The 13164-nt window shown below is 72.2% G+C and carries 12 protein-coding genes and 1 pseudogene; 8 read left to right on the forward strand and 5 right to left on the reverse strand.

Annotation, left to right across the window (positions count from 1 at the left end; genetic code table 11):
* Positions 1 to 124 precede the first annotated feature (124 nt).
* The 4 genes from AC07AB_RS06715 to AC07AB_RS06730 form a co-directional block, all read right to left on the reverse strand.
* On the reverse strand, positions 125 to 2530 hold the full coding sequence (locus AC07AB_RS06715) for an MFS transporter (RefSeq protein ID WP_478561095.1): 2406 nt from the start codon (positions 2528 to 2530) through the stop codon (positions 125 to 127).
* Between the two features lie 231 nt (positions 2531 to 2761).
* Positions 2762 to 3205, reverse strand: a complete 444-nt coding sequence (locus AC07AB_RS06720; RefSeq protein WP_478561098.1) for an SRPBCC family protein — start codon at positions 3203 to 3205, stop codon at positions 2762 to 2764.
* Positions 3206 to 3531: 326 nt separating this feature from the next.
* Complete coding sequence (locus AC07AB_RS06725) at positions 3532 to 3762, reverse strand: DUF397 domain-containing protein (RefSeq protein ID WP_478561101.1); 231 nt, start codon at positions 3760 to 3762, stop codon at positions 3532 to 3534.
* On the reverse strand, positions 3759 to 4637 hold the full coding sequence (locus AC07AB_RS06730) for a helix-turn-helix domain-containing protein (protein WP_478561104.1): 879 nt from the start codon (positions 4635 to 4637) through the stop codon (positions 3759 to 3761). Before AC07AB_RS06730 ends, AC07AB_RS06725 begins: the two co-directional genes overlap by 4 nt.
* Before the next feature lie 262 nt (positions 4638 to 4899).
* On the opposite strand from AC07AB_RS06730, the gene AC07AB_RS06735 reads away from it, so the two are divergent.
* The 6 genes and pseudogenes from AC07AB_RS06735 to AC07AB_RS06760 form a co-directional block, all read left to right on the forward strand.
* Positions 4900 to 5328 carry an ATP-binding protein gene (locus tag AC07AB_RS06735; RefSeq protein WP_478561107.1) on the forward strand — a complete coding sequence of 143 codons (429 nt, stop codon included), beginning with the start codon at positions 4900 to 4902 and terminating at the stop codon, positions 5326 to 5328.
* A 458-nt stretch (positions 5329 to 5786) separates the two neighbouring features.
* A complete protein-coding gene (locus AC07AB_RS06740; RefSeq protein WP_478561110.1) occupies positions 5787 to 6905 on the forward strand; it encodes a radical SAM protein in 1119 nt (372 codons plus the stop codon).
* The gene (locus AC07AB_RS06745; RefSeq protein ID WP_478561113.1) at positions 6902 to 7048 is read left to right on the forward strand and encodes a hypothetical protein; all 147 of its coding nucleotides are present in this window, start codon (positions 6902 to 6904) and stop codon (positions 7046 to 7048) included. Before AC07AB_RS06740 ends, AC07AB_RS06745 begins: the two co-directional genes overlap by 4 nt.
* Positions 7049 to 7118: 70 nt before the next feature.
* On the forward strand, positions 7119 to 7928 hold the full coding sequence (locus AC07AB_RS06750) for a phosphotransferase family protein (protein ID WP_478561116.1): 810 nt from the start codon (positions 7119 to 7121) through the stop codon (positions 7926 to 7928).
* Between the two features lie 158 nt (positions 7929 to 8086).
* Positions 8087 to 8485: a RidA family protein gene (locus AC07AB_RS06755; protein WP_478561119.1), complete on the forward strand. Its 399-nt coding sequence runs from the start codon at positions 8087 to 8089 to the stop codon at positions 8483 to 8485.
* A 184-nt stretch (positions 8486 to 8669) separates the two neighbouring features.
* A pseudogene (locus tag AC07AB_RS06760) lies at positions 8670 to 8999 on the forward strand (N-acetyltransferase family protein); the annotation flags it as partial.
* A 74-nt stretch (positions 9000 to 9073) separates the two neighbouring features.
* Here AC07AB_RS06760 and AC07AB_RS06765 read toward each other — a convergent pair.
* On the reverse strand, positions 9074 to 9709 hold the full coding sequence (locus AC07AB_RS06765; RefSeq protein WP_478561122.1) for a HEAT repeat domain-containing protein: 636 nt from the start codon (positions 9707 to 9709) through the stop codon (positions 9074 to 9076).
* Between the two features lie 294 nt (positions 9710 to 10003).
* Between AC07AB_RS06765 and AC07AB_RS06770 the strand changes: the two genes are divergently transcribed.
* Together AC07AB_RS06770 and AC07AB_RS06775 are read left to right on the forward strand one after the other, a co-directional pair.
* On the forward strand, positions 10004 to 11893 hold the full coding sequence (locus AC07AB_RS06770) for a 3-hydroxyacyl-CoA dehydrogenase family protein (RefSeq protein ID WP_478561125.1): 1890 nt from the start codon (positions 10004 to 10006) through the stop codon (positions 11891 to 11893).
* A 100-nt stretch (positions 11894 to 11993) separates the two neighbouring features.
* Entirely contained in the window at positions 11994 to 12812 is an 819-nt protein-coding gene (locus AC07AB_RS06775) for a TetR family transcriptional regulator (protein ID WP_478561128.1), read from the forward strand.
* The last annotated feature ends 352 nt before the right edge of the window (positions 12813 to 13164 follow it).

Below are 13164 nucleotides of genomic sequence, written 5' to 3' on the forward strand. Positions count from 1 at the left end.
ACGATCTGCGCCACCACTACCACGGTAGGCCCATACCGGGCCGCCCGGTGGGGCAATGGACGAATAGGTGGTGCGCCCGGCGCGCTCGTGGTCCCGTGTGTTCCACGCCCGCAGCGCGCCTCTGTCAGTCCCCGTACCCGAGTTGGAGATCACGCTCCGTACGTCCGCCGCCCGTGACCTGGAGAACCGTGGCGACGGGCGGATATCCGGCGGCGATGACGGTGTACTCGCCGGCCGGGAGTCCGATGAAGGTGAAGGTGCCGTCGCCGCCCGTCATGGCGGCGCCGACGACGTTGCCCGCCGCGTCCAGCAGCGTGACCCGGGCCTCCTCCACCAGCCGCCCGCCGCCCGCCCGTACGGCCCCGCGCAGCACGGCGCCGCCCGCCAACTCGATGTCCTGGCGCGTCTCGCGGGACGGCTGGAGGGTGACCGGGAGCGCGGCGGGGCGGAATCCGGGCGCGCCGGCGGCCAACGTGTACTCTCCGGCGGCCAGTTCCGGCAGGACGTAGCCGCCCTCGCGGCCGCTGCGGGTCGTGGCGACGACCTCGCCGTACGCGTCGGTGAGGGTCACCAGCGCCTCCGGGGCGAGCGAGCCGTCGGCGGTCAGCACCGTGCCCGTCAGCCGCCCCGCGCCACCGAGCACGATGTCCAGCGCGACCGGGCGCCCGGCGACGGTGACGGTCACCGCCCGCGGCTGGTGCCGCCCGGCGACCGCGACCAGGACGTACGAGCCGGCGCCGGGCGCCGCGAGCGCGTACCGCCCGTCCGCCTCGCTCGCGCCGCGTCCGATCTGCCGCCCCGTCGCGTCGATGAGGGTGAGCGCGGCGCGCGGCACCTCGGCCCCGTCGTGGCGGCGGACGGTGCCGGTGATGGCCGTGCCCGTGAGCAGGGGGGCGGGCTCCGGCGGCGCGACGACGTGCCGGGGCGCGGGGACGGCGCCGGGCGCCGCGGCGGACGCCGGGGACCGGTCCTTCAGGAGGAAGGCGAGCAGGAGACCGAGGGCGAGCACCGGCACGAGGTGGAGGAAGAGTTGCGGCACAGCCTCGGTGTACGCCCGCAGCCGGCCGTCGCCCGGCGCGGCGGGCAGGGCGTGCAGCAGCCGCGGGGTGATCGAGTCGACGGGCGGCAGGCCCGTGTGGTGCGGCGCGCCGGTGGCCGCCGGGCCGGTGAGCCGGCCGCCCATCAGCGAGGCGGCCAGGGCCGCGCCGACGCAGCCGCCGAGCAGCCGGAGGTGGTGCGCCGCGCTGGTGGCGACGCCGAGGTCCGCGGGGCGGGCGGGGTGCTGCGCGGCGAGGGTCAGGACCGGCAGCAGCAGCCCGAGGCCGAGACCGAGCACGGCGGTCCAGAGGCTGAGGGTGAGCCGGGGGGTGGCCGCGTCGAGGCCGGAGAGCAGATAGGCGCCCGTGGCCAGGAGCACGGCGCCGAGTGCGGCGGCGGGCTTGTGGCGGCCGGTGCGGTCGGCGAGCGGACCGGCGGCGAGGGCGGCGAGGACGGTGCCGCCCAGCAGGGGCAGCAGCAGTGTCCCGGACTCGGCGGCGGCGATGCCGCGGGTGCTCTGGAGGAACGCCGGGAGCGCGCCGGCGGCGACGAGCGCGGCGCCGAGGAGCACGCTGAGGAGGCCGGCGGCGGCGAAGGCCGGGTCGCGCAGGAGGCGCAGGGGGAGCAGCGGTTCGGCGGCGAAGTGCTCGGCGACGACGAACAGCAGCAGGGTGCCGAGGGCGCCCGCGCCGAGCCCGAGGGTGACGCGGGAGGTCCAGGCGTACTCCGTGCCGCCCCAGGTGGTCAGGAGGATCAGGCAGGCGGAGGCCGCGGCGAGCAGCAGCGCGCCGAGGACATCGAGCTTCGGCCGCCGGTCGGGCTTGGGCAGCTTGAGGGCGAGGGCGACGACGGTGAGCGCGCAGAGGCCGACGGGGACGTCGAGGTAGAAGCACCAGCGCCAGGAGACGTGTTCGGCGAGGTGCTCGCCGAGCGGCGGGCCGGCGACGAGGGCCGCTCCCGTGAGGGCGCCGAGCAGCCCGTACCAGCGGCCGCGGCGGTGCGGCGGTACCAGGTCGGCCAGGAGCGCCGGGGCGCCGGCGAGCAGTCCGCCGGCGCCGATGCCCTGCATGGCGCGGAAGCCGATCAGCTCTTGCGCGGTCCGGGACCAGCCGGCCAGCGCGCCGGCGGCGATGAAGACGACGAGCGCGAAGACGAAGACGGCCTTGCGGCCGAGCAGGTCGCCCAGCTTGCCGTATACGGGCAGCACGGCCGCGCAGGCGAGGAGGTGGGCGGTGACCACCCAGGAGACGGCGGGGCCGCCGGGCAGGTCGCGCGCGACGCGCGGCAGCGCGGCGGCCACGAGGCTCTGGTCGAGCGCCGCGAGCAGCGCGGTGGTCAGCAGACCGAGGAACAGGGCGGCGCGGGCAGCCCGTCCTCGGGGCGGGCCGCTGCAGGCGCTCTCCGCCGGATGGGTCGCGGCGACCGGGCGCGAGGGCCCGGGGTCGGCCGCGAGGAGGTGTTCGTCCTTCGCCGCCCAGATGGTCCCGCCCACGTGCTGCTCCCCTCATCGCGCCTGCACCGCCGCCCCGTTGTCGCATTTCACGACAACTGCGAGCAAGCGCGACGATTCACTGGGGAGGGGTGCCCGGCGGGCCTTCGGGCCGGTGGGAGCGGTTGTGGCGCGTTGCCGCACCGCTATGAAAACCACTCGAATCGGTGAGCCCGCGAGCGGGCCGTCCCGGCCGCCTTCCGGCGGTGGCCCGCGGGGCCTCTCGCGCCGCGGCTACTTCTCCACCTCGTCGGCGAGCCGGACGAGGATCGCGTCGTAGATCCGGCCGAGCCCCTTGGGCGCGAAGGTGCGCTCGAAGAAGCCGCCGATGCCGCCCGCGCCGTTCCAGGTGGTGGTGGCGACCACGCGCGCCTTGCCCTCGCCCGAGGGGGTCACGGTCCAGGTGGTGACCATGGAGGAGTTGCGGTCCTTCTCGACGAGCTGCCCGTCGGTCGGCTCGTCGACCTCCAGCAGGCAGTCGCGGATCCGCTTGCTGGTGGCCTGGAGCTTCCAGTGGACGAGCGTGCCCTTGCCGTCGCCGCCCTCGCGCACCTCGTACTCGCTGAAGTGCTCGGGCAGCAGCTTGGCGCGGGTGCCGGTGTAGTCGGCGAGCGCGTCGAACACATCCTCCGGGTCCGCCGCGATGATCCGCTCCGTGGTGGCCTCGACCTGGCCCATGGCTCTTCCTCCGGACGTCGTGCTTGCCGTACCTGACCTGTGCGCCACAGCCAACCACCAACACCACACCCACCCAAATCCGGGGCCGCCGCCCACGAGGGGAACGTATGTTCTAATTCGAAGGAGGACGATACGAGGAGGTGCCATGCGCTGGACCAATCTGAGCGGGGACGGCGAGAGCGCCGCTCCGGCCATGGCAGCCGGCGCAGTCGGCGACGTCGCCTCATCCGCCAGGGGCCCTCGTCAGGGAGCCGGAGGGGCGGGACGGGAAGAGGCCCCACCCCCCTTGCCTTGATCGAGGGATGGGACCTGTCGGCGTGCGGGACTTACAGCTCTCCGGCTTGGACGCCCCTGCGGAACGCGGCCCACTCGTCGGCGTCGAAGCACAGCACGGGGCGCTCCGGGTTCTTCGAATCACGGACCGCGCGCCCTCCCCCCGGCAGGTCGGCGATCTGGACGCACTGCGCGCCGCCGTCGCTGAAGGACGACGTCCGCCAGACAGCGCCGGTCAGGTCGTGCGAGTAAAGGTCTTCCTTGCGGTCATGCTCGGTGGTCATGCGGGGGTTCCTTCCATGATCTTCTTAATGATCTCCCGTGAGTCTTCTACGGGAAGTGCGGCAGCGACGATGAGCTCGAATGCGGCCTCGAACGGCTTGACTTCGTCGGTGCCTTCGACGAAGTAGCCGCCCCTGATGTTCTCCAGGTTGATCACGGTGGGCCATGGGTCGGGGAATCTGACCACATGGAACGGTCCGACCATCCCGGGGTGGGCAGGGGCGGCCTGTGGCATGACCTGGATCGTCGTGTTCGGGAGGTCAGCCATGTCGAGCAGGTGGCGGAGCTGATCGCGCATCAGTGACGGATAGGCGGCCGATCGGTAGTGCAGGGTCGATTCATGGACGACCGCCCACAGCTTGAGGGGACCCGTCGGCCTGCCGCTGTCGGTCAGGATGGCCTGGCGCTTCTTCCTGACCTCGGTGAGCGCGTTCACCTCCTCCGGGGTGTAATACGGCACGGTCCCGGCGATGGTCTCCCGCGCGTACGCGCCGATCTGCAGGAGGCCGGGAATGATCCCCGGCGTGTAGATGTGGGTTGACTCGGCGTCCTCTTCCAAGCCGATGTAGTCCTTGTACCCGTCCGCGACGACATCCCCGTACGTCGTCCACCAGCCTGTCTTGTTGGCATCCTTCGCCAGCCCTTCCAGGGCTGCGATGACGGCCGGATCAGTCACCCCGAAGCACCCCAGGAGCGGGGCGACTTCCTTGATGGGCATGTGCGCCTTGGCGTTCTCGATGCGCGAGACCTTGCTCGGGTCCCAACCCATGGCTCCCGCTGTGGCGTCGATGCTGACGCCCGCCTTGTTGCGCAGGCTGCGCAGCGTTCCGCCCAGACGCCGGCGCCGGACTGTGGGAACGAGGCGAACGGTTGGCATCCGCGGCCTGCCTTTCTTCGGGTCAACTCGGGTTCAAGTCAGGGCTGCTGAACCCCTCTTCGGGGTCATCAGGTGCCTTTACAGGATGAGTCTGCCCACATCCGGTGTCACTGGTCCATGCAACTGACGTTCTACTTTTGTGGATTTCAATTCCAAGCTTGCAACCACAGCTTCCATGGGGGCACTCTGCTCCGTGTGGCTCAACTCACATTGAGCGCTCGACCTTTAACGTCCTGTCGGCCCCCCATGGCAAAGGCCCCGTATGACAGCGATCGCGAGCAGCACCCAGGTGGCAGCCATCGGCCGCCCCGCCTACGCCCAGACCTTTCCGTGTGAGCCGGAGGCCGCCGCCCGCGCCCGCCGCCTGGCCGCCGCCGCTCTCGATGCATGGGGCCTGGGCCTCCTCGAAGGCAACTGTGTGCTGATCCTCTCGGAGCTGGTGGGCAACGCCGTGGAGCACAGCAAGAGCCGCAGCATCCGAGTAATCGTCAGCCGCCCTTCGCCGGACCGCGTCCGGGTCACTGTCGTGGACAAGTCCCGTGCCCTGCCCGTGCTGCGGGAATTGTCCGAAGCCGACGAGGGCGGGCGCGGCCTGGCGGTCGTGGACCACTTCTCGGACCGGTGGGGCACCGACCTGATGCGCCGAGGGAAACGCGTATGGGCGGAAATGCGCACCGTCGCCGTCCTGTGAACGCGCGGGCGGCGGGTGCGCTGCCACCTCCCATGCCGGACCTCGCCCGGCTCCGGCCCCGTCAGCAGATGGCCATCGAATGCGCGCTGTGCGCGCGGCGTCTGGGAACGACCGGCCGGGTGCTGAGCGAGGTGCGGTACCGCGGTCTGCTCTTCCGGTTGTGGGTCTGCGTGCCTGAATGCCGGCCACGAGCCGGGGGCGGGCAGTGACCGGCCGCGGCGACAGGGCTCCCCACCGCCCACCACGCTCCCCGCCGCTGCCAACGCGGCGGGAAGTCTGGTGGCTGGTCACCGCTGCCGCAGGACTGCTGGGAGCCCTGTACCTGGCCCTGCTCTCGAAGTGACTCCGACGGCACGTGGTGATCCATGACCCGCGTGCCGTCGGGCTCGGCCCCACCCCCGCCCCGGATGAACCGATTCCGGCGGAGGTGACAACCCGATATCCCTGGGAGGTTCGCATTGCACGAAGTCATCGCCAGTCCGCAGCAACACACGTTCCTCGTGGCCCGGCCGGGCGAACGGCGCGGTATCCGGCTTCCGGCCGCCCGGTACGACGACCTGGCCTCGGCTCTCGCCGCTGACGCGCCGGTCCCTGAGTGGCTGACCGCCGCCGCCCGCACCGCGTGGGGCCTGGACCTTTCGGGGCGGCCGATGAGCGGTACCGTCATCGTGCGCCCTCGTACACGGCTGAACTACTCCCGGGCGACCTGGGAGGTGAACAAGGGCTGCAATTTCAACTGTGAGCACTGCTTCCTCGCTCAGCGGAAGTTCGAGGGCCTGCCATGGGTGGAGAAGGCCCGGCTGATCGACATGCTGTGCGAGGCCGGCGTGCTGGGGCTCCAGTTCACCGGCGGAGAGCCGACGATCGACCGGGACTTCCTCGCCGCCTACGCCTACGCGTACGAGCGGGGGATGCTGCTGGAGGTGCTGACCAACGGAAGCCGCCTGCACCGTCAGGATGTGCTCGACACGCTCACGCGGATGCGTCCGCACAAGGTGACCGTGTCCCTGTACGGGGCGAGCGACGAGGCGGCCGATTCCCTCACCCGTACACAGGGGTCGTTCCGGCTCGTGATGAAGGGCCTTGAGGCGGCACGCGCGGCGGGCATCCCCGTCGAGCCGGCACTGATCATCACCCGGCACAACGCGCACGAGGCCGACGCCATGCGCCGGATCGCGCTGGAGTACGCGGACCGGTTCAGCGAATACGCGTCGATCTCCCCTACGTACGACGGGCAGCCGGACCCGCTTGCCGTGCAGTCCCCGGACTTCCTCGAACGCAGCGAGGTCTTCCGGGGCTGCCCCGCCGGTCACACGTTCTTCCACGTCGATCCGTTCGGGCTCGCGACGATGTGCAAGGTCGGCCGCGACCACCCCATCGACCTCATGGAGACCGGCATCAACGGGCTGCTCGGACTGCCCGCTGTCGCCGACACTCAAATGCTTCGCACTGGTGGCTGCACGGGCTGCAAGCTCTCCGGCACCTGCCGGGTCTGCCGCCCGCTGGCAAAAGCGTTCCAGACCGCGAAGGCACCACTGGAAAACTACTGTCAGCATGCAAAAGGAGTTCCGTCATGACTGCTGTCGCCGTAGAGATCAGCTCCAGGCCCGTCGAGGAGGTCCCGGCCGCCGAGCCGGTGGACCTGGTCGTCGTCGAGGACATCGAGGCACTGACTGTCGGCGCCGTCCCCGGCTGCAACGACGACAACCCCTACCGGTAGCCGTCCCGTAGCGCCCTCGCGCAGCCGTCGTGCTGTGCGGGGGCACCCGTCTCTCTGCAAGAGTTCCGCCATGCCGACCGAGCGCATGCACTTCAGCGACCTGCCCGCCGATGCCCAGGACGCCGTCACCGCCCGCACCGGCCCGATCCTGCACGCCGACACGGTGTCGTCCGGTTTCAACTCCGCCATCGCCGCGCGCCTCGCCACCGAGCAGGGCGACCTGTACATCAAGGGCCTGCCCATCGGCCACCCCCGCGTGTGGACGCAGGAGCGAGAAGCGACAGTGAGCCCGTACGTGGAAGGAATCTCCCCGCGCGCGCGGTGGCGCGTCGAGGCCGGCGGATGGGATCTCGTCGCCTTCGACGCCCTGAGCGGCCGCCAAGCCGACTATTCGCCGGGCTCTCAGGACCTTCCGCTCGTCGCCGCCGCCCTGGAGCGGCTGTCGGCCTTGCGGGCACCGGACGGTGTGGAACTGAAGCGGGCCGAACACCGGCTACGCGACTACGCGCCTGCCACCGCACTCGGACACTTCGCCGGTGACGCCCTCCTCCACACCGACCCCAACCCCGGCAACATCCTGGTCGGCCAAGGACAGGCATGGTTCGTCGACTGGGCGTGGGCCACCCGGGGCGCTCCGTGGCTGGACGCCGGGTACTGGGTCGTCTGGCTCATCGCCGAGGGCAGCCACTCGCCCGCGAGCGCCGAACAGTGGGCGATGCGCACCCCCGCCTTCCGCGCGGTTCATCCAGCCGCTGTCAGCGCCTTCGCCGCGGCCAATGAGAACCTCTGGGCCGAGATCGCCGAGCACGACCCCGACCCGTGGACACGCCGCGTACACACGGCGGCGAAGGCATGGGCCGCCCACCGCGTGCGCGACTGACCACGCACGGCACCCCGCGCCGCCCCCGACCGGAAACGGGGCGGTACGGCATCGGCCCGTACGCCCCCGGCGCCCACCGCCGCGTCCCCGAGCCGGCCGCGTCGCCTACGCTCGCCCCCGAACACACCCAGTTGACCTTGCTCTGAAGGGGGCCCCGCATGGCCCAGCTCCACCATTCCCCGGTACCGGACGGGCTCGCCCCCGGCAACGGCTACAGCCACGTCGTCTGGGGAACGGGCCGCTTCGTCGCCGTGTCCGGGCAGATCGCGCTCGACGCCGACGGCTCGCTGGTCGGCGAAAACGACCCCGAGGCGCAGGCCCGCCAGGTCTTCGCCAACCTCGGCCGCTGCCTCGCCGAGGCGGGCGCGACCTTCGCCGATGTGATGAAGATGACCTTCTTCGTCACGGACATCGCCATCCTCCCGGCCATCCGGACCGCCCGCGACGAGGTCCTGGACATGACCCGCCCGCCGGCCTGCTCCGCCGTCCAGGTGGCGGCCCTGGCCCGGCCCGACCTCCTGCTGGAGATCGAGGCGTTCGCGCTCGTGGGCGAGTAGGCGCCTGCGCCATCTCCCCGGCCGGGCGCCCGACGCCCGGCGCGCGACAGGAATTCCGTGGCACCGCGCGCGGCACGCCGTTAGCGTGCCGCGCATGGTGCGGGTGCGGGAGATGACGGCCGGGGACATCGACGCGGTGGCGGAGATCCGGGTGCGCGGGTGGCAGTTCGCGTATGCCGGGCTCATGCCGCAGGCGTATCTCGACGGGCTGAGCGTGCGCGAGGACGCGGCGCGGCGGCGGGAGTTCTTCGGACGCGGCGACGGCGCGGTGACCAGCCTGGTGGCGGAGGGGTCCGGCGCCGTCGTGGGCTGGGCCTGCTTCGGGGCGTCGCGGGATCGCGGCGCGGCCCCGGGCGACGGGGAGTTGTACGCGCTCTATGTACGGCCCGAGCTGGTCGGCGCCGGAGTCGGGCGCGCCCTGACCGCCGCCTCGCTCGCGGGCGCCGCCGAGCGGGGGTTCTCGCGGCTGCTGCTGTGGGTGGTGAAGGGCAACGCCCGCGCCCGCCGTTTCTACGAGCGCGCGGGCTTCGCGGCGGACGGCGGTGAAGAGGAGTCCGAGGTGGCCGGGGTCCCGGTGCCCGAGGTGCGTTACGCACTGGAGGTGGGGCGCACATTCTGTGTCGCCGGGCCCGCGAGCTGCGCGAGGGCCTCGTCGGCCGCCGGCCGCAGCCGCTCGTGGCGGCGGGCCGCCGTCAGGGACGGCACGGCGCTCCGGTCCCCGAGCGCGCCCAGCCCCTCGACGCAGGCGCGCGCGATCGGCCAGTAGTGGTCGGGCGCGGCCAGCAGCCGGTTCAAGGTGGCCAGCAGGGCGGGTACGGACTCGGGCGCGCGGAGCTCGGTGAGCAGCCGGATGGGGTACAGGGCGTAGGCGGTGCGCAGTTCATTGGTGGCGAGGGCGGCGGCGGCGCGGGCGGTGCGGGGGTCGCGGAGGCGGGCCAGGGCGCGGGCGGAGCAGGCGCAGCTGACCGGGTCGCGGTAGTTGAGGAGCATGACCAGGGGCTCGAAAGCGCGTCGGTCGCCGCGTACGCCCAGCGCGTAGGCGGCGATCTCGCGCGCCCACAGAGGGCGTCCGGGCTCGACGAGTATGCGCGCCAGGTCTTCCCGGTGCTCGGCGGGACGGTGGTCGCGCAGCAGGTCGAGTACTCCCTGGTAGGCCCTCACCTCCGCCGGGGAGCCCAGCTGTCCCCATACTCGTTCCAGCAGCGCACGGAATTCCTCTTCCATTTCCCGCTCCTCCCCGAGTGGCCCCTGCCACAGCGTAATTCGCAAGCCGACCACTGGCGGCCTCGGTTACCCGTGAGTTAACCTCCAAAGGAGAGCAGTACTCCTGCTCGGGCGGCCTGGTGACGCAGCCGCCACAGCGTGCAGTCGGTTCGGCACCCCAGTACGGCACGGCCTCGGGACAGGGCCCCGCCGATTCCTCAACTCCCTTTCTCCGGGCGCACTTTGCGCGTACCCGGAAACTCCTCAGTCGTCACTTCCCCCCTGCTGTCGGGGAACTCTCCCTGGAGTCTCGCGATGGACCGTACGTCCACCCCTGATCCCTCCTCTCTCACCCCCCTCGCCTCCCTTACCTCCCCCGCCTCCCGAACTCCTCTCGGCTCCGCCGCCTCCGGCACACCTGCCGCCCGCCCGCTGCGCAAGGTCGCCGTCGTCGGCCTCGGCACCATGGGCTGCGGCATCGCCGAAGTCCTCGCCCGCGCCGGCCGTGAGGTCGTCGGGATCGACGTCAGCGACGCTGCGGCCGCGCGTGCCGTGGCGTCCCTCGAAGCGTCCACCGCACGTGCGGTCGAACGCGAGCGTTTCACCGAACCCGCACGCCGGGACCTCCTGTCCCGCTTCCGAACCTGCGCCGATCTGCGTAGCGCCGCCGACGCCGACCTGGTCATCGAGGTCGTACCGGAGGAGTACGCGCTCAAGCACGAGGTCTTCACCGCCCTCGACGCCCTGGTCCGGCCCGACACCATCCTGGCCACCGGCACCAACGCGCTCTCGGTGACCCGGCTCGCGGCGGACTCGGCCCGCCCCGAGCGCGTTCTGGGTCTGCACTTCTTCAACCCCGCGCCCGCCATGAAGCTGGTCGAGGTGGTCTCCAGCGTGCTGACCGCGCCAGCCGCCGTCGCCGCGGTCACCGGCCTCGCCCGCGAGCTGGGCAAGGAGCCGGTCGCGGTCGGCGACCGGCCGGGGTTCGTCGCGGACGGGCTGCTGTTCGGCTATCTCAACCAGGCCGCCGCCATGTACGAGTCGCGGTACGCGTCCCGCGAGGACATCGACGCGGCCATGAAGCTGGGCTGCGGCCTGCCGATGGGCCCGCTCGCGCTGCTCGACCTGATCGGCGTGGACACGGCCCGTACGGTCCTGGAGGCGATGTACAGCGCCTCGCACGACCGGCTGCACGCGCCCGCCCCGGTCCTGGGCCATCTCGCCGAGGCCGGGCTGACCGGCCGCAAGTCCGGCCGCGGCTTCTACACCTACGAGGCGCCGGGCAGCGCGCGGACCGTCCCGGACCCGGCCACCCCCGCCGCCGGCGCGGCCGGGGCCGCGGTCGGCCGCGAGGTGCGCGCCGTGGGCGTCGTCGGCTCGGGCACCATGGCCTCCGGCATCGCCGAGGTCTTCGCCAAGGCCGGGTACCCCGTCGCGCTCGTGGCCCGCTCCCCGGAGAAGGCCGAGGCTGCGAAGGACCGGATCGCCACCTCGCTCGGCCGCTCGGTCGGCAAGGGGCGGCTGACCGCCGGGGCGCGGGACGCGGCGCTGGCCGCGATCACGCCCTCGGCGTCGCTGGACGCCCTCGCGGACGCGGACCTCGCCATCGAGGCGGTCGCCGAGGAACTGGCGGTCAAGCAGGAGGTGTTCGGGGCGCTCGACAAGGTCTGCGGACCCGGCGCGGTGCTCGCGACGACCACCTCCTCACTGCCCGTCATCGCCTGCGCCCGCGTCACGTCGCGCCCGCAGGACGTGGTCGGCATGCACTTCTTCAACCCGGCCCCGGCCATGAAGCTCGTCGAGGTGGTCCGTACGGTCCTGACCGCCGACGACGCCCACGCCACCGTCCGCGAGGTGTGCGCGCGGGTCCGCAAGCACCCGGTGGACTGCGGCGACCGGGCGGGCTTCATCGTCAACGCGCTGCTCTTCCCGTACCTCAACAACGCGATCAAGATGGTGCAGGAGCACTACGCGACGCTGGACGACATCGACGCCGCGATGAAACTCGGCGGCGGCTATCCGATGGGGCCCTTCGAACTCCTCGACGTGGTCGGCCTCGATGTCTCGCTGGCCATCGAGCGGGTCCTGCACCGCGAGTTCCGCGACCCGGGGCTGGCGCCCGCGCCGCTCCTGGAACATCTGGTCGCCGCGGGGTGCCTGGGCCGCAAGACGGGGCGCGGCTTCCGCGAGTATGCCCGCCGCTGACGGTCGGCCGCACGAAGGGTGTCTGAGGTGGGGTGGGCTGCTCGAACCGGTCAGCAGTCCGCCCCGGCACACGCATACGGCCGCGTGTTACGTTCCCCACATGTCCCAGCCCGTTAAGTCCGCTCGTACGCTGCGTTCGACGAATAAAGAGACCGCTGACGGCACGGAGAGCGCGAGCAGCCGCCGCGCCGCCGCCCAGCGCCTCGCCATGCGCCGCAAACTGGCCGCGGCCGCCATGGAGTTGTTCGCCACGAAGGGCTACGAGGCGACGACCGTCGATGAGATCGCGGCCGCCGCGGGGGTCGCCCGCCGGACGTTCTTCCGCCACTTCCGCTCCAAGGAAGAGGCGATCTTCCCCGATCACGACGACACCCTGGTACGGGCGGCGGCGGTGCTGGACGCCGCTCCCGCGCACGAGAACCCGCTGGACACCGTGTGCCGGGGCATCAAGGAGGTCATGCGGATGTACGCGGCCTCCCCGGCCGTGTCCGTCGAGCGCTACCGGCTGACCCGTGAGGTGCCCGCCCTGCGCGAACGTGAGATCTCCTCGGTGGCCCGCTATGAACGGCTCTTCACCCGCTATCTGCTGGGCCACTTCGACGAGGGCGCACACCACGTCGGCGACGACGACCCGCTGCTGGCCGAGGTCGCCGCCTCCGCCGTGGTCACCGCCCACAACCATGTGCTGCGCCGGTGGCTGCGCGCGGGCGGGGTCGGCGACGTGGAGACTCAGCTCGACCACGCCTTCGCGATCGTCCGCGAGACCTTCGGCACGGGCATCGGCGCCCGGCCCGGCACGGAGCGGCCGCCGGCGCCCACGGCCCGTACGAACGGCGAGGTGCTGGTGACGGTGGCGCGCACGGACGCGCCGCTGGACGAGGTCATGCGCACCATCGAGAAGGCCCTCAAGCGGAAGTGACCGGGCCGGCCCCCGGCCCGCGCTCCCCCGCCGCGCCCCGTCCCCCCTCGGCGCCTCCCCCATCAGCGGCCTGACGCCCGCAACGAGCACCCTGACGCCCGCCGCCCGCAGCGGCGGGCGCAGTCGTGTCCGGCCCCGGCCCCGGCCCCGGCCCCGTACGGCCCCTCATCCGCGCACCTTGCTCATTCGTGCCATGCCGATGACATCTGAGAGAAATTCTTGGCACTGAGTGTCTTGTCGACTGGCACCCGGTGTCATACCTTGAGGGTGTCCGGGCGGCCGGCGCGCAGACACAACCGTCGTGCGTCGGCTGTCCCCACAAGCACTCTGTGCGCCCGGACGCCTGCGTCAC

The organism is Streptomyces sp. NPDC044033, assembly GCF_056434425.1.